The organism is Nitrospirota bacterium (assembly GCA_030645475.1).
Taxonomy (GTDB): Bacteria; Nitrospirota; Nitrospiria; order Nitrospirales; family Nitrospiraceae; genus Palsa-1315.
Map to the genome: position 1 here is coordinate 52,009 of JAUSMA010000068.1, position 16,502 is coordinate 68,510.

Genomic DNA, 16,502 nt, shown 5'->3' on the forward strand with positions numbered 1-16,502 from the left:
CATGTCAGATGGCCCATCCTACCGGCCTATGCAGTGGAAAGAAAACCGATTGAAAAATCACGGCCCCCAGGGTAAGCTCCCCCAGCCGATCGCAATAACGACACATTCGCCAAACCCTACCACGACGTCAGGCGAGTTCTACGAAGCGGAGAGGTGCGAGAGTGGCCGAATCGGGCAGTCTCGAAAACTGCTGTCCTGGCAACGGGACCGTGGGTTCGATCCCCACCCTCTCCGCCAAAACAGAGTAGTTATGGCCGCCGGCCTTATCCTCTAAGGCCGGCGGATCAGTATCTCACTCAGCGTTCCCCTGCGCCTTTTCCTGCAACGCTCGTCTCAGCTCGACCATCGCCAAGGTATCTCGCTCGCAATATCGCAGCAGGCTTTCCTCAATCGTCGCCCGCTCGATCCAATCGGTTTCGACAAAGACCATACGGTAGTACTGACTGGCGGCATACCCTCCCTCTTTGATGGCCAAATCGTCATAGGCAAGTGAGGGCACCATCGCCGGCAGCACCGACTTAATGGAGTAGGAACCACCGAATGCAGGATGGTAGTAGTGATCTCGTATGATCGGGAACAGGTCCCAGAGCCTGGCAATGATACGAGATAAGGCCGGCTTGAGAGACGGAATGGCCACAGAGAGCTGTTCCAAGATGGACCGTTCGTAGGGTGAGTACACGCAGATACTCCCCTTCTCCCCCAGAGACTCCAGCAAGGACTCGGCCAGTACCCTGCGAGGGTCGCTGACATCCTTGTGCAAAAATTCCTCGTGGCGCAGCTCACCGGTTTCCTGCTCAATGTGATTCGACCACTGAACCGGGAGTGCTTGATAGGGTCTCGTCTCAGTAAATCGAGGCACCGCCATCATCACCGTCTCGAAATCGAGGTGATGGACGGGATACTTCACAGCCTCTAGCACCGTGCCGAGCTTCGCAGACACCCACTCGACATTCTCTTTGACGCGGCGCTGAACCGGCGACAATTTCGTACCGGCAGGAATCTCGTCGATCGTCATCACGCCCTGTTGCGTCAGCTGACCGACCACCTGCTTGGATCCCGGCAAGTAATGAATCCAGCGCGCCGGTTTGTCTTTGGTGCAATGGTCCCAGAACGGACAATCGTAGGGTGTATGACAATGCTGGTCCGGCTCGATCGCAGGGGCATGAGGCTGGAGCAACATACGAGTCATCTCAGCCAACCGACCAGGCACTTCAGCCCTACGTTGTGCCACCGCCTCAGACAGATCCTGAATCGCAAACAACGCTGTCAGATCGATGGTCCCATCTCGATAAAGATAGCCTGTATTGATATGCATGAGACCGACGGAGACGAGCGTCAGCCCTGCGCCTACGATCACTTCGCTTTGCACGGCCAGATCTTCGAGATGGATGTCTTTGACCCTGGTGGAAGACTTGACCTCAATTAGACGCCAGCCACAAGGCTGTCCCTCTTCGGCTGGAAGACGCTCCAGTACATCTGCACGAATTAAGACCCCGGCATGCACAAATGCCGCTTCGAAAATCGCCGGTACGGCAGGATCCTCGATCAGCGCAGCCGTCTGCGCCAGCGCGGCCTCGCTCTGGCGATAGCCCGCTGTGACCAACACACCCCCTTGGAAGCGGCTCCTGGCCAACTCCCCGACTTCTGTGCCCATCTCAAACATCGCCTGAGTTGCTGCATCCGGCTTCGTCGCCAGAAAGGGCTGGTGAATTTCGAGATACAGCCGCTTGTGACATTGAAGACCGGACAGAAATTTCGACTTGGAGAGGCGTGGAGCCTTCGGAGGAGAAGCTGGCGCGGAATCGTTCAGTTCATTCATCGTGTATGACCCTAATCGGACGGACCCACATTTGTCCAGCAGCGAGCGAGAATAGCGTGATGGGCAAGAAAGACGGGACTAAGAGAGGATAAACTGTACACTAACAGGCTGCTGAGAAAGACCGTCCAGCAAGGCCGCAGCGAGCGAAGAGGCGAGGCGTACCCTTGGGGTACGTTGAGCCTCATCGTGAAGCGAGAACGCCGCTGGCGGCCTTTGGCAGCAGCCTGCTAGGATGGCCCGCCATGGCATCCCGCATCGCACTGATCAGAAAATCCGTCCTCACTCTTGCGTTACCGGTCACGGTCAGCAGCCTGCTCCAACGGACCGAGGGCATCGCCGCCGTCTTCCTCGTAGGCGGTCTCGGTGCTACATCCATTGCTGCCGTTGGACTTGGCCAGTTACTGGCCTTCATGTCCACCACGCTCGTCTCAGGACTATCAGTGGGGGCAAACGTCCTCATCGCCCAGCTGTCGGGCGCTCGCCGCAGCAAAGACGTCGGGGAAGCCGCCACCCACCTCCTCGGATTGGCCGCCCTCGTCTCCTGCGCGCTCATGATAGTCGGATTGTCCCTGAACCGTCTCACCATGGAACTATTGGGCGCAGAGCATCACGTGATCGCATTGGCCCTTCCCTACTCGAATCTGATTTTCCTGGTCATTCCCTTCACAATCTTTCTGCAAGTACTCTCCTCGATCATGCAAGGCACAGGAAACACCAAAACTCCAATGTATGCCTTGATCGCCGTGAATCTCCTCTACCTGACGATCGCTTACCCATTAATTTACGGCCACTGGGGTTTTCCCGCCTGGGGGCTCACAGGAGCAGCGGTGGCGACAGGTATCGCAGAAGGAACAGGCGTAGCCTATCTCCTCTGGGCCAATCGAACGCTCTTCAAAAAATCGCTCAAGATACGCCGCGATCTCATGCGCTCCACCTGGCAGATCGGAGCACCGGTTTCCGGCGAACGGATGTTTCAACAGGCGGGCATTATCCTCTATACCAAGATCGTGCTGCTCTACGGGACAGTGACCTACGCCGCCCATCAAGTGGGCCTGTCGATTGAATCCCTCTCGTTCCTGCCGGGCTATGGCTTCGCGATTGCGGCAGCCACGATGGTGGGACAGAGTATCGGCGCGGGGAAATATGTGCGGGCCAAACTCGAAAACTGGGAGGCCAACCGGTTAGCCACCATCGCGATGGCCTCGATGGGCGTCCTCTTCTTTTTCTTTCCCTACGTGCTGCTCCGCGCATTTACGAATGACGAAGCGGTGGTCGAACTCGGGACCGTCTTCCTGCGCATCGTCGCGGTCCTCCAAGTGCCGCTCGCCCTCACCATGGTCCTGGCAGGATCGTTGCGTGGAGCAGGCGATACCAGATTTATCATGTGGGCCACGACGATCGGCATGTGGGGAGTCCGCGTGCCCATTGCGATGATCGCGGGCCCCTGGCTCGCACTGGATGTACTCTACGTCTGGAGCGCGATGATCGCGGATTGGACAGTCCGAATGGGACTACTACTCTGGCGCTACCAATCGGAACGGTGGAAAGCGATTCAGGTCTTCCGGTAAGAGATCGCACTCAGCAATTCGTCCGCACCGATGGCCGCGTATCTGTTCCCGTTCCGATGGTCACTTCGATCCGCGCGACCCCCTTCACATTGGCGCACAAATCTCCCAGCCCGGGTGTCACCAATCGATAGGGTCCGCCTTTGGATTCCGGCAGCGCTTCTCCGTCTACTTCGTACAACAGAATCCCCCACTCTAAGGCTTGCGCGAGCGTGAGACAGGCTGAATACTTTCCGTCTGCCGAATGCACCGTCACATGGTCGGCATTGATCCCCAAGGCCGGCACATCCAACAATGCCTTGAGGCGAATGCCTGTCCCCTTCATGTTGGGCATCACCGTCGAAATGTCGAGCTGCTGTTCTGCCGGCAGGGCCGCGATTGCCGAACGATCGAGCGAGACCGGCTGCACCACCGCCCCGTCGATTCGCACAATACCGGGGCCGGTTCGATCCCGCTCGGTGATCGTTTTGATCACGGCTGTCAGCATGTCGTTCAACGGCGTCGGGATACCGAACTCCCGCCCGAGCTTGGCAACATACCCATTCAGCACATCGATCTCAGTCGGCCGCCCAGCCTTCCAATCGTCATACATGGAGGTATGGATATCGCGAATCTCCTGGGTCCAGCGAACGACCTTCTCCGCCATATCGTGGGCTAACGGCACCTTGACGGCTGCCGCGACTGCCATCACTTCCCCCACGATCTGTTGAATGACGCGCAGCATCTCGGGATGATCGAGCGCCTTGGCAACTTTGTCGTCGATCATCACCGTCAGAGGATTAAAGACGCAATTCCAGCACATCTTCTCCCACTTACTGCGCCTGACATCCTCGGTCAACTGACAGGGAATGCCCGCCTGCTTGAACAGATCCGCGATGGCCAGCAGACGAGGGCTCTGATGTCCCATCATCTCGCCGATCGCCACCGCCCCCTTTTTGTAATGATCGATGACCCCTGGCGCGGCGATCTTGGAGTAAATGAAGGCCACCCCACCCACGACACAATCTCGTTGGAGGCGCGATACAATACGATCTTCTGTATCGACCCCATTCTGGAGGGTCAGAATGACGGTCTGATCGGTCAGGACCGGTTCGATTTGGGTGAGCACTTCATCCAAATCGTAGGCTTTCACGGAGAGGATGATCAGATCCGGCCTCGGGAGATCTCGTGGATCAGATGCTGCTTGCGGATGCACGGTGAAGGAGCCCTTAGCACTGCGGATCGTGAGACCATTTTGCTTCACGGCAGCAAGGGTCTTAGGCCGCAGCAGGAACGACACATTGGGATTGTTCTTCGCCAGATGCGCCCCGAAAAACCCGCCCACCGATCCGGCACCGACCATCAGAATATTTTTCATCGCCTTACTCCTTCCGAGCGACCTAGGGAAAAATACAGTTTACCCCTGAAACATTCACAGACATCGAAAGCTAAGATAGCCACGACCCACCTTACAGGATGCTCAAAATGGCCGCCCAGCAAGGCCGCAGCGAGTGAAGAGCCGAGGCGTACCCGTAGGGTACGTTGAGGGTCTGAACGATGCGAGAACGCCGCTGGCGGACTTTTTCAGCATCCTGTAAAAGAGGCCGTACTATAGCAGGCCGCTGAACTAGGATAAAATACCTCGCCATGAGCCCAGAAGAACTATCAGAAGCCCGCTCTCACGTTACGTCCGCGCGAGCCATCACAGTCCTGACCGGTGCGGGCATTTCAGCCGATAGCGGCGTGCCGACTTTTCGCGGAACGGAGGGTTTGTGGCGCAGCTACCGTGCGGAAGATCTCGCGACCCCGGAGGCGTTTGAGCGAGACCCCCGGCTGGTCTGGGAATGGTACAACTGGCGACGTGAATTGATTGCCACGAAACAACCGAATCCTGCCCACCTTGCCCTTACAGAACTTGAGCGTCGCAGGCCCGATACATTCTGGCTCATCACGCAAAATGTGGATGGGCTCCATCGAACCGCCGGATCACAACGCCTCTCCGAAATTCACGGTAATATCTGGAAGGTTCGTTGCACGGGCTGTGCGGTGATCACAGACAATCATGAGGTTCCTCTTCCTCTCCTGCCGATGTGCCGGCAATGCGGCGAACTGCTCCGACCTCATATCGTCTGGTTTGGGGAGTCGCTGTGGGAAGAAGACCTGCGACGCTGCAATGAGGTGCTACGGGACTGCGACCTCTTATTGGTAATCGGCACGTCCGGAGTCGTCTATCCAGCTGCAGGTTTTGCATCAGTCGCAAAGGAAACCGGCGCGCTGGTCATCGAAATCAATCTTGAAACCACCCCACAATCGGACCTGGTCGATCTCTCGTTACAGGGCCGAGCAAAAGATCTGGTTCCGTTACTTCTTTGAAGCCAGCACCAGAGGAAGAAGCTCTTCCAACGTTCGAATGACGTGCCCGCCAGACGTCTGAGCGCGGCCGGTACGATCCAGCAACACACCGGTCAGCCCGGCCTTGGTCGCACCCTCCTGATCGTCCCGGACACTGTCACCGACATGTATCGCTTCGTCCGGATCGATGGCATGTTTCTCCAGAGCAATTTCGAAGATTTTTGCCGCCGGCTTCGCTGCTCTGGAGAGGCTCGCAATCGTCACCGTATCGAAGAGCCGGTCGATGCCCAGTCCCCGTATCACCGGAAAAAGACGGGAATCGAAGTTCGACACGATTCCCAGCTCGAACCCCTCTTCACGCAACCTCGTCAGCACGGCATGGGTTTCAGGGAACAGCGTCCAGGAACGAGGATCTTCAAACAGCTGAAAGACCTCCTCGAAGAATTCATCGAATCGCTCGAACATCCCCACGCGATAAAACACGTTATGGACGATGTCGAACCACCAGAGCCGCTCGCATTGCTTTAACTTGAGGGGATCCGTGACGGCAAAAATCGGCGGCGCGGCATCATGAAAGGCACGCTGAAAGGCTTGTCCGATGGATACCAGAGAGTCGGGTTTCTGCCGAAACCCATACTGAAGCGCACGCTGCAAGTAGATGTCCGCCACCGAACCGTTAATATGAAAAAGTGTTTCGGCTGCATCGAAAAAAATGACGTGGATTGGGCTCTTCATGGGTTATAGCGATCCTCTTTCTGTCGAATTAGAGTCAGTCCAAACATTCGAAGTCGCAACAGGTACCGATCATGCGATTTCTTGACAAAGAATACCCCCACTGCTAGCTTCGAGATAGTTCAATAACATTGGAGGGTTAGGTGGCTTCTACCATCTTTATCGTCGACAGTAGCCCCGCTGTCCGTCGGTTGGTCGAGCAGATTTCCACGCCGGAAGGCTGTGATGTCGTGGGATTCCAGGATGCTCCCACCGCCTTAGAAGCGGCACGCCGAATGAGCCCCCATCTTATCATTGCCGACTATCATATAGAGAACATGACCTTTTCGGGATTCTGCAAGGAAATCTACAAGCTGGATAACTTGGCAGAAACCTCTATTGTCTCCCTGATCAGCCCGTCTGACCGCGTCGATGAAACCCACTTACGTTCGCTGGGCGTGAAGCTGTTCCTCAAGAAACCCTTTCAGTCAGAAGACCTCATCGATGTGATCAAGAGTCTGGAAGCACAGCAGGCATCCAGGACGAATGGAACAAAGAAGAAATCTCGTTCCTGGCCGCCGGTCTCAAGCGCGACAGACTCGGATGATGAGGACGAATTCAACGGCGACAGCGCGACCGAAGAAGAAGAGGAACAAGCGATCGCACCCCACCCTCAACCGAAAGAACCCCCTGTGACCACAACCACTGCCGCGCAGGTTTCGACACCCGAGCCTGAAGAGGCGATGAAGGGCCTCTTCGGTCAACTCCTTCAGTCCATATCAGAACGGACGGAAAAAAACATTGCCGACCTGCTTCCCCAGATGGTGGGGAAAGATCTGGCCACCCTCGTGGCCAAGGCCGTGGAAACAGAGGTGCAGCGCAACATGGGCGCGGCGCTCACGAAAGAGCGGCTGACAGAGGTGCTTGAACCGATGCTCATCGCAGCGCTCCCGAAGGTCCTCTCACGAGAAACGGTCTTGCTCGAACCCGTCATTCGACAAGGCATTTTCGATATCGCGAGCCCCCTGATCAAGGAACGCATCGATCAACTCGTCCGGGAACAAGCCAATACCGTGCGCACCCTACTGCCCGATATGATTCGGGAACAACTCGGATCGATTGAGGAACTCGTAAAAGAAGAGATCCAACAGGCTGCCGCTAAGCAAACTGCTGGAATAGTCGACACCCTCGTCAGGACGACGGCTCGAGAGCAGGTGGAAGAGGCTGTTCAGCGTCTGGTCCCCGACCTGGCTGAAGAGCAGATCAAAGCAGAGATCACACGTCTCACACAAGCCGTATAGAACCTTCTCCCCCCGGTCCGACTTAGCCCTTCTTGGTCTTCTTGCCTCGTTTGGCGTTTGCCAAGGCCTTCACGCGCGCCATGCTCTTTAAATGCTTCTTTCTTGTCTTACGGTCTTTTTCACGGCCTGTGGCCATAGTCTCTCCAAATCGTCAAAAGTGGAAGCGGAACGAACCCTTCGCCCTCGCCTTGTGCGAGTCTGTATAACACACGGCTCGGCACCCCTCAAGCTATCAGTGCACCCATCATTCCTTGAGAGGGCACCGTTCGCATGTTAAGATGCGCCTCATTTTACGCAGAATGCTGAAAAAGTCCGCCAGTCCCGCCCCTCTCGTGCGGCGATTGTGCCAACTGAGTTCATCCACAGCCTACTAGGACACCGTGACTGAATGAGCACCCCCCAACTCGACAAAATTTACGATCCCAAGGCAGTCGAAGCGCGCTGGTATGAGATCTGGACCAAACAAGGCTACTTCCACGCCTCGCCGACCCATCCAGGACAGCCCTACTCCATCGTCATTCCACCACCCAATGTCACCGGCTCACTCCACGTTGGCCACGCGCTGAACCATTCGATTCAGGACATCCTGATACGCTGGCGACGGATGCAAGGCCGCAATGTGCTCTGGCTACCCGGCACCGACCATGCCGGGATTGCCACGCAAAACGTCGTAGAAAAACAACTCATGGCCGAAGGCGCTTCTCGGGAATCTCTGGGGCGAGAACGCTTCATCGAGCGCGTCTGGCAATGGAAAGCCACCTCCGGGGATACCATTATCCGTCAACAAAAACGGCTGGGTGAGTCCTGCGACTGGGAACGTCTACGTTTTACGATGGACGAAGGACTCTCGAAAGCGGTGCTCGAAGTGTTCGTCCGGTTACATCAGGAGGGACTGATCTATCGGGGGGAACGGCTGATCAACTGGTGCCCCCGCTGCCTGACCGCCCTCTCCGACATCGAAGTCGAGCACGAAGATATTAAAGGCAAACTGTACTCGATTGAATACCAACTGGAACAGGACCCGACAATTCGCCTCACGGTGGCCACGACCAGACCAGAAACCCTGTTCGGCGACACCGCCGTGGCCGTGCATCCTGAAGATCCACGGTACAATCGTCTGATCGGGCAACGAGTCCGGCTCCCCCTCACCAATCGCACGATTCCTATCGTCGGCGATGCGATCCTCGTTAACCGCGAGTTCGGCACTGGGGCGGTGAAGATTACGCCGGCACACGATTTCAACGACTTTGAAGCGGGCGAACGGCATAACTTGCCAAGACTTCCCATCTTCGACTATCAGGCCTTGCTCGATCGACAAGGCCTGGTCGCCGCCGACGTCGAACCAACCGTCATCGACGCCATCGCAACCCTTCCCGCCATCAAAGCCAGGGCCAAGACAGAGCAACTGCTGAAAGACCGTGAGCTCCTTACAAAAGTCGACGACCACAAGATGGCCATTGGAAAATGCTACCGCTGCAAGACGGTGGTCGAGCCATACCTGTCGCCGCAATGGTTCGTAAAGGTCAAACCGCTCGCCGAGCCTGCCATCCAGGCAGTGGTCGACGGCCGCATCCGTCTCCTCCCTGAAGGCTGGACGAACAACTACCTGGGATGGATGAGGGACATCAAAGACTGGTGCATCTCACGCCAGATCTGGTGGGGGCACCAGATTCCCGCCTGGTATTGCCGGACGTGCAACAAGGACTTGATCGTTGGAGGAGCCGCTGCGACGGCTTCAGCGACGCTAGCCCCACGACTGACGATTCTCCAAGGCGCCACACCGATTGTCGGAAAATCTGCGCCCACGACCTGCCAGACATGTGGAGGCGATGATTTCATCCGCGACCCCGACGTCCTCGACACCTGGTTCTCATCGGCGCTCTGGCCCTTCTCGACCCTGGGATGGCCCGAACAGACGGTGGAGCTCAAAACCTACTACCCGACCTCGACGCTCGTGACAGGGCTCGACATTCTCTTCTTCTGGGTTGCGCGCATGATCATGATGGGTCTGAAATTCATGGGCGATGTGCCCTTCCGGGATGTCTATATCCATGCCCTCGTGCGGGATGCCGAAGGGCAGAAGATGAGCAAATCGAAAGGCAACGTCATCGATCCTTTGCATGTAATGGAGCAATTCGGCACCGACGCCCTCCGCTTCACGTTGGCCGCGATGGCCTCACCAGGTCGAGACATCAAACTCGCGGAAGAACGGATTGAAGGCTATCGCAACTTCGCCAACAAGATCTGGAATGCCGCTCGTTTCAGCCTCATGAATCTCGATGGGCCACGAACGGCCAACGCACCGATAGAACGGACCTTCCCCGACCGCTGGATTTTGAGTCGTCTCAATCAAACGATTCAGCTTGTGACATCAGAGTTAGAGGCCTATCGGTTCGATCGCGCGGCCAATGCCCTGTACCAATTCATCTGGCACGAGTACTGCGACTGGTACCTCGAACTGATCAAACCGACATTGCAAAACCCCGCGAGCCCGGACGCGCCAGGGACCAGGCAAACGCTCGTCGACACATTTGAAACCACGATGAGGCTTCTGCACCCGTTCATGCCTTTTCTGACGGAAGAGATCTGGCAGACGCTTCCACACCAGGGTGAGAGCATCGTGGTTCAGCAGTACCCCACCGCTGAAGCGACCTGGACTGCGCCGGAAATGGATCGCCGGTTTACGTTGCTCGAACAGACCATCGGTCTGGTCCGCTCGTCCCGCATGCTCTTGAACTATCCACCGGGACAACAAATTACGTTCTACGTCGCGCACGATGAACCGACGCGGCAGGGACATCTGGATCAACTCCGGAGCTACCTCGCCCATCTCGGTCGCGGCACGGTCGATCTGACACCGGCTACGACCTGGCCGACCAACAATCTGCTCCGGCTCATCACCGAAGGCTTATCCGTCGGCATCGTGGTGGCAGGCGATGTGGATCTCAACAAAGCACTGGACCGTCTGCTCAAGCAACAATCAGAGCAGACGAAGGAGATGGATCGGCTGGAAGGAAAGCTGCGCAATCAGGAATTTACTGCCAAGGCTCCACCGGAGGTGATTACCGATCACCAGGATCGCCTGGCAAGCCTGCGCCGGGATCAAGCCATGCTCGCCAACAGCGAACAGCAATTGCGCGCCATGTTGGGAGCATAACCCATGGTCAGGCCTCCGGTTGCCGACATACGGCGCGCCGTTCGACTAGCGCTCCAAGAAGACCTCCCGCACGGCGACGTCACGACCGCCGTCCTCTTTCCCTCTGAGGTTCCGGCGCGCGCACGCATCGTCGCTCAGCAATCGCTGGTGGTCGCAGGCCTCGCCGCGGCCATTCATGTGTTTCGCGCCATCGACCCGACGCTCGTCCTCTCCATCCACCGCCAGGATGGGGACCGAGCACAGGATGGAGACTGCCTCCTCCAGATCGAAGGCGATGGGCGATCCATCCTCACGGCGGAACGAGTCGCCTTGAACTTTCTCCAACACCTCTCAGGCATCGCCACCTTGACGAGCCAATTTTGCGATGCCGTTCTCGGATACCCCGTGACGATCCTCGATACAAGAAAAACCACCCCTGGGTTACGCGCCCTACAGAAATGGGCGGTCCTCCTCGGCGGAGGCACGAACCATCGCCCGTCCCTGAGCGACGGCATCCTCATCAAGGACAATCATCTGGCGCTCCTCAGCCGAACGACCATGCCTATCAAAACTGCCTGCCGCAAGGCCAACGCCAAGGCCCCCAGCGGCATGACGGTGATTGTGGAAGTGGAATCATTAGAGGAGGTGAAACAGGCCCTCGCAGAGCCAGTCGATATCATCCTGTTGGATAACATGACCCCGACCATGGTGCGTCGCGCCGTCAAGTTGATCAAGAGTCATGCACTGGTGGAAGTCTCCGGTGGAATCACCTTGAGCAATGTGCGGGCGATGGCAGCGGCAGGCCCGGACCGCATTTCCATCGGAGCCCTCACCCATTCAGCTCCCGCCGCAACACTCAGCCTGGAGCTCGAACTTCGCAGAGCTAGCAAGCTAAGCAAAATCCATGATAACAAGCGAGCTCGCTGAAGGTCTGAACCTGTGCAGCACAAGAAGTTCTCACTGGATGCTCAAAACGTTCGTCCAACAAGGCCGCAGGCGAGTCGAAACCGGCGGCGTACCCTCAAGGGTACGTTGAGGATTTCGATGAGCCGAGAACGACGTTGGCTGGCGTTTTCAGCATCCTCTTAGGTGACCAGTGCAACCCTCGCCGCCCCTCACTCGCAATACGATCCACAGCACCCTGTCGACCACCTGGCTGGGGCGTCGCATCGAACTGTTCGACGCCATACCTTCAACAAATCGAGAAGCGGTTCGCCTCGCACAGGCAAACGTGGAACATGGTACGGTCGTCGTCGCCGACAGTCAGTCCGCTGGCCGCGGGAGGCTCGCCCGAACCTGGTTTTCTCCGGCTGGATCGAATCTCTATTGCTCTGCCATCCTCAAAGCCGCCCGCCCACCGGAACGCCTCACAGAATGGCTCTCCTGGCTCCCGCTCATCTCCGCGCTGGCCGCCGCCGAAGCGATTGAAGCCGTCTCGTCCCTCCACGTCTCCGTGAAATGGCCGAACGATCTCCTCATCTCGGAACGGAAAGTCGGCGGAATTCTCTGTGAGAGCGGCGCAGGGACAGGCTCAGCGCCATTCCAGGTCATTGGGATCGGGCTCAACGTCAATGTCGAACAGCAGGATTGGCCGGAAGAACTTCGCGAAACGGCCACGTCGATCTGGCACGAGCAACAACGAGTCGTCGACCGCAATCGGCTCCTTGCCCAACTCCTCCTCGAACTTGAACATTGCATTGAGGAATTGGCGCTCCACGGAACCAGTCGGCTTTTGTTGGCCTATCACCAGCGCTGCTCGACCATCGGACAGCGAGTCAAGGCCATCTTGGCCAATGGAGACCTCTGCGTGGGAGTCGCCGAAGGGATCGGCCAGGACGGAGCCTTGATGCTACGGCCGGACGAGACCCAACCAGGCTCAAAGGAGCCGGCAATCCTGCATCTGCGCGTCGCTGACATTATCCACGTAAGAACCTAACAGGCTGCTGAAAAAGTCCGCAGCTTCGTTCTCGCAACGTTCAGACCCTCCACGTACCCCAGAGGGTACGCGCCGCCCCTTCACTCGCTGCGGCCTTGTTGGACGAACTTTTTGAGCAGCCTGAAAATCGTCTCTCGATATCCAAACATACAAACTTTTGAATTTCAGGCAAACCGGCATTGTTTTTTTCGCAACCTGCTAGCCAAATCCATTACCCCAAACGTACAATAGGCCCATGCTCCTCGTCGTCGATATCGGCAACACCAACATTGTCTGGGGGGTCTATGAAGACCGCACCCTGGCAGCGCATTGGCGAATCGCCACGGACGTCAAAAAAACGTCCGACGAATACGGCATTCTCTTTGCCAGTCTCCTCGCGGCAGCAGGAATTCCTACGCAACGTCTCACCGGCGCCATCGTCTCCAGCGTCGTCCCGGCGTTGACCGGAACTGTCGAACAGATGCTGGAAGAATACTTTTATCAGCGCGCCCTGGTGGTCTCCTCGAATACGGACACGGGCCTCACCCTCCGTTACGATAATCCAAAAGAAATAGGCAGCGACCGGCTGGTCAACGCCGCCGCCGCCTATCATAAATATCGCCGAGACCTCATCATCGTCGACTTTGGAACCGCCACCACCTTTTGCGCCATCACGGCAGAAGGCCAATACCTCGGAGGCGTCATCGCCCCCGGCCTCGGAATCTCGGCGGAAGCGCTCTTCGCACGCGCCGCCAAACTGGCCAAAGTAGAATTGATCAGGCCCAAGACCGTGATCGGTACCGACACCGCCAGCAGCATTCAAGCAGGGCTCTTGTTCGGCTATGCCGGACTGGTCGATACGGTCGTCCGGCGAATGGAACAGGAACTCGGACGGTCGGCCTATGTCATCGGCACCGGAGGGCTTAGCTCCATTCTGGCTTCGGAAACGACTTCAATCCAAAAAATCGAACCACTCCTCACGCTAGAAGGCCTTGAACTTCTTTATCGACGAGCTCAGGGTGCTCCATTGCCTTCCCTGCCGGTCTAACCGCCATCCCATGCACAAGTAATTAATTTTTCTGGGCCCCGTTGACTTTATGGGGCCTGTGGCTATCTCCAGACGGACAGAGGAGTCTTTCATGGCTGAAGAACAGCAGAACGTGAATACAATCGACGACTTGGATCCTTTCTCTGAGGGCACCGCCTCCACCGCAGAGAAACCCATCTCAGTCGCAGAGCTCCAGCAGGCGCTCACGGCAAAGGCGGAAGAGGCGAAGGGATTGAATGACAAGTATCTTCGGCTCGCAGCCGAGTTCGACAACTATAAGCGGCTGACCCAGCGGGACCAGCGGGACCAGATCCGGTTCGGCCATGAGTCCTTGCTCAAGGAACTCTTACCGGTTGTCGATAATCTCGAACGGGCCATCAAGGCCTCACGAGAGGGGGGCAGCAGTGATGTTCTCATCCAAGGCGTGGAGCTTACCCTCAAGCAGTTGACAGGAGCCCTGACGAGATTTCATGTCACACCCATTGAGACGATCGGCAAGCCGTTCGATCCCGCCACTCATCAATCCGTGACCTCCGTCCCGTCCGAGAAAGTTCCGGAGCAGCATGTGGTCGATGAGTTTCAGCGGGGTTACCTCCTCCACGACCGTATTTTACGGGCGGCCATGGTGAGCATCTCGACGGGACGAGCCGACAGCTGAACGGAAACAGACGAGACCATCAATTCATCGTAACCACATCATCAAAGCCAGACTTAGTTAGGGAGGAGTAGGCACATGGGCAAAGTGATCGGCATCGACCTTGGAACCACAAACTCCTGCGTATCCATCATGAGCGGTGGCGAACCGGTTGTGATTGCCAACGCAGAAGGCGCCCGCACGACACCGTCCGTCGTCGCCATCACCGAGAAGGGCGAACGTCTCGTCGGACAGATTGCGAAGCGGCAGGCGATTACCAATCCGGAGAACACGATTTTCTCCGTGAAACGCCTCATGGGCCGCAAGTTCAACAGCAAGCAGGTGGCTGACGCCGCCAAGCGCCTGCCCTATAAAGTGATCGAGGGGGACAACGGCGACGCCTACGTCGAATTGCGCGGCAAGCGCTACAGCCCGCCGGAAGTCTCCGCCATGATTTTGCAAAAGATGCGGCAGACCGCAGAAGACTATCTCGGTGAAAAGGTCACCGAAGCGGTCATCACCGTCCCGGCCTATTTCGACGACAGCCAACGTCAGGCCACTAAAGATGCGGGCCAGGTCGCAGGCTTGACCGTCCTCCGCATCATTAACGAACCGACCGCCGCAGCCCTGGCCTACGGTCTGGACAAGAAGAAAGACGAGCGGGTTGCCGTCTACGATTTGGGCGGCGGGACATTCGACGTCTCCATCCTTGAAATCGGCGACGGTGTCTTCGAGGTCAAATCCACCAACGGCGATACCTACCTCGGTGGCGACGACTTCGATCAGCGAGTCATGGACTGGCTGGTCGATGAGTTCAAAAAGGATCAAGGCATCGATCTCCGGAAGGACCGTATGGCCCTTCAACGCCTGAAAGAGGCGGCGGAACGCGCCAAGATCGAACTCTCCTCGTCACAGGACACCGAGATCAATCTGCCGTTCATCACGGCCGACGCGACCGGCCCCAAGCACCTGGTCATGAAGCTGACCCGTGCAAAGCTTGAGCAATTGGTCGACGATCTGATTAAGCGGTCCATCGAGCCCTGTAAAAAGGCGCTCTCCGACGCCGGTGTTTCGGCACGCGACATCAACGAAGTCGTCCTCGTCGGCGGCATGACCCGCATGCCGAAGGTCATTCAGGCCGTCAAAGAATTCTTCGGAAAAGAGCCACACCGGGGTGTGAACCCTGACGAAGTGGTCGCCATCGGCGCCGGCATTCAAGGCGGCGTACTCAAAGGCGAAGTCAAGGACGTGTTGCTCCTCGACGTCACGCCGCTCTCGCTGGGCATCGAAACCCTCGGCGGTGTCTTCACGAAGTTGATCGAGCGGAACACGACCGTTCCGACGAAAAAGAGCCAGGTCTTCTCGACGGCGGCCGACAATCAAACGGCGGTGACCATTCGAGTCTTCCAAGGCGAACGCGAGATGGCGAACGACAACAAACTCCTGGGACAATTCGACTTGGTCGGCCTGCCTCCTGCGCCCCGCGGGATGCCGCAAGTTGAAGTGACGTTCGACATCGATGCGAACGGCATCGTCCATGTCTCGGCCAAAGATTTGGCGACACAGAAGGAACAGTCCATCAAGATTACGGCCTCCAGCGGCTTGAGCAAGGAAGAAGTCGAGAAACTGGTGAAGGATGCCCAGGCCCATACGGATGAGGATAAGAAGCGGCGGAAGACCGCGGAAGCTAAAAACCAGGCCGACACTCTGATCTACCAGACGGAAAAGAACCTGAGCGAACATGGCGATAAAATCGCCGCTGAGGACAAGACCAAAGTCGAGGAAGCCGTGACCGCGCTGAAAAAGGCGATGGAAGGAACGGACCCCGAGGCGATCGAGTCTGCCACCCAGGCCTTGACGACGGCATCCCACAAGTTGGCTGAGGAAATGTACAAAGCCGCCTCGGCATCGGCGGCAGCCGGAAGCGGCGCCAGCTCCGAAGGCGGAGCCGGAGCCGGCGAAACCAAGACGGATGAAAAGGTCGTCGACGCAGAATTCGAAGAAGTAGACAAAGAAAAGAAGTAAGTTAGACTATCGTCGGT

At 57.3% G+C, this 16,502-nt stretch carries 12 protein-coding genes and 1 tRNA gene; 10 read left to right on the forward strand and 3 right to left on the reverse strand.

All coding sequences use genetic code 11. The features are described from left to right. Positions 1 to 147 precede the first annotated feature (147 nt). Positions 148 to 237, forward strand: a tRNA-Ser gene (locus tag Q7U76_14595). Positions 238 to 292: 55 nt separating this feature from the next. Here the strand turns inward: Q7U76_14595 and Q7U76_14600 are convergent. Next, a complete protein-coding gene (locus Q7U76_14600) occupies positions 293 to 1,819 on the reverse strand; it encodes a DUF2779 domain-containing protein (GenBank protein ID MDO8357614.1) in 1,527 nt (508 codons plus the stop codon). A 242-nt stretch (positions 1,820 to 2,061) separates the two neighbouring features. On the opposite strand from Q7U76_14600, the gene Q7U76_14605 reads away from it, so the two are divergent. Further along, positions 2,062 to 3,387 carry an MATE family efflux transporter gene (locus Q7U76_14605; GenBank protein ID MDO8357615.1) on the forward strand — a complete coding sequence of 442 codons (1,326 nt, stop codon included), beginning with the start codon at positions 2,062 to 2,064 and terminating at the stop codon, positions 3,385 to 3,387. 10 nt (positions 3,388 to 3,397) lie between these two features. Here the strand turns inward: Q7U76_14605 and Q7U76_14610 are convergent, their stop codons facing one another. After that, entirely contained in the window at positions 3,398 to 4,741 is a 1,344-nt protein-coding gene (locus Q7U76_14610) for a 2-dehydropantoate 2-reductase (protein ID MDO8357616.1), read from the reverse strand. Between the two features lie 269 nt (positions 4,742 to 5,010). Here Q7U76_14610 and Q7U76_14615 point away from each other — a divergent pair, with 269 nt between their 5' ends. After that, the gene (locus Q7U76_14615; GenBank protein MDO8357617.1) at positions 5,011 to 5,736 is read left to right on the forward strand and encodes an NAD-dependent deacylase; all 726 of its coding nucleotides are present in this window, start codon (positions 5,011 to 5,013) and stop codon (positions 5,734 to 5,736) included. On the opposite strand, the gene Q7U76_14620 is transcribed toward Q7U76_14615, so the two are convergent. Beyond that, a complete protein-coding gene (locus Q7U76_14620; protein MDO8357618.1) occupies positions 5,725 to 6,450 on the reverse strand; it encodes an HAD-IA family hydrolase in 726 nt (241 codons plus the stop codon). The genes Q7U76_14615 and Q7U76_14620 overlap by 12 nt on opposite strands. A 140-nt stretch (positions 6,451 to 6,590) precedes the next feature. Here Q7U76_14620 and Q7U76_14625 point away from each other — a divergent pair, with 140 nt between their 5' ends. The 7 genes from Q7U76_14625 to dnaK all read left to right on the forward strand — a co-directional run bounded on the left by Q7U76_14625 (position 6,591) and on the right by dnaK (position 16,485). After that, on the forward strand, positions 6,591 to 7,727 hold the full coding sequence (locus Q7U76_14625) for a response regulator (GenBank protein ID MDO8357619.1): 1,137 nt from the start codon (positions 6,591 to 6,593) through the stop codon (positions 7,725 to 7,727). Between the two features lie 388 nt (positions 7,728 to 8,115). Continuing rightward, positions 8,116 to 10,884: a valine--tRNA ligase gene (locus Q7U76_14630; protein ID MDO8357620.1), complete on the forward strand. Its 2,769-nt coding sequence runs from the start codon at positions 8,116 to 8,118 to the stop codon at positions 10,882 to 10,884. A 3-nt stretch (positions 10,885 to 10,887) separates the two neighbouring features. Next, positions 10,888 to 11,790, forward strand: a complete 903-nt coding sequence (nadC, locus tag Q7U76_14635; protein ID MDO8357621.1) for a carboxylating nicotinate-nucleotide diphosphorylase — start codon at positions 10,888 to 10,890, stop codon at positions 11,788 to 11,790. 169 nt (positions 11,791 to 11,959) lie between these two features. Continuing rightward, positions 11,960 to 12,799, forward strand: coding sequence for a biotin--[acetyl-CoA-carboxylase] ligase (locus Q7U76_14640; GenBank protein ID MDO8357622.1), 840 nt, complete (start codon positions 11,960 to 11,962; stop codon positions 12,797 to 12,799). Between the two features lie 235 nt (positions 12,800 to 13,034). Further along, positions 13,035 to 13,826 (forward strand): type III pantothenate kinase, encoded by a 792-nt coding sequence (locus tag Q7U76_14645; protein MDO8357623.1) that lies wholly within the window; start codon positions 13,035 to 13,037, stop codon positions 13,824 to 13,826. A gap of 91 nt (positions 13,827 to 13,917) precedes the next feature. Then, positions 13,918 to 14,484, forward strand: coding sequence for a nucleotide exchange factor GrpE (gene grpE, locus Q7U76_14650; GenBank protein ID MDO8357624.1), 567 nt, complete (start codon positions 13,918 to 13,920; stop codon positions 14,482 to 14,484). Between the two features lie 75 nt (positions 14,485 to 14,559). Further along, the gene (dnaK, locus tag Q7U76_14655) at positions 14,560 to 16,485 is read left to right on the forward strand and encodes a molecular chaperone DnaK (GenBank protein ID MDO8357625.1); all 1,926 of its coding nucleotides are present in this window, start codon (positions 14,560 to 14,562) and stop codon (positions 16,483 to 16,485) included. Positions 16,486 to 16,502: the final 17 nt, after the last annotated feature.

Bases quoted from the DNA above. Each gene is read 5' to 3' on its own strand.
- Q7U76_14600 (MDO8357614.1), bottom strand. From the start codon at position 1,819: ATGAATGAACTGAACGATTCCGCGCCAGCTTCTCCTCCGAAGGCTCCA.
- Q7U76_14605 (MDO8357615.1), top strand. From the start codon at position 2,062: ATGGCATCCCGCATCGCACTGATCAGAAAATCCGTCCTCACTCTTGCG.
- Q7U76_14610 (MDO8357616.1), bottom strand. From the start codon at position 4,741: ATGAAAAATATTCTGATGGTCGGTGCCGGATCGGTGGGCGGGTTTTTC.
- Q7U76_14615 (MDO8357617.1), top strand. From the start codon at position 5,011: ATGAGCCCAGAAGAACTATCAGAAGCCCGCTCTCACGTTACGTCCGCG.
- Q7U76_14620 (MDO8357618.1), bottom strand. From the start codon at position 6,450: ATGAAGAGCCCAATCCACGTCATTTTTTTCGATGCAGCCGAAACACTT.
- Q7U76_14630 (MDO8357620.1), top strand. From the start codon at position 8,116: ATGAGCACCCCCCAACTCGACAAAATTTACGATCCCAAGGCAGTCGAA.
- nadC (MDO8357621.1), top strand. From the start codon at position 10,888: ATGGTCAGGCCTCCGGTTGCCGACATACGGCGCGCCGTTCGACTAGCG.
- Q7U76_14645 (MDO8357623.1), top strand. From the start codon at position 13,035: ATGCTCCTCGTCGTCGATATCGGCAACACCAACATTGTCTGGGGGGTC.
- grpE (MDO8357624.1), top strand. From the start codon at position 13,918: ATGGCTGAAGAACAGCAGAACGTGAATACAATCGACGACTTGGATCCT.
- dnaK (MDO8357625.1), top strand. From the start codon at position 14,560: ATGGGCAAAGTGATCGGCATCGACCTTGGAACCACAAACTCCTGCGTA.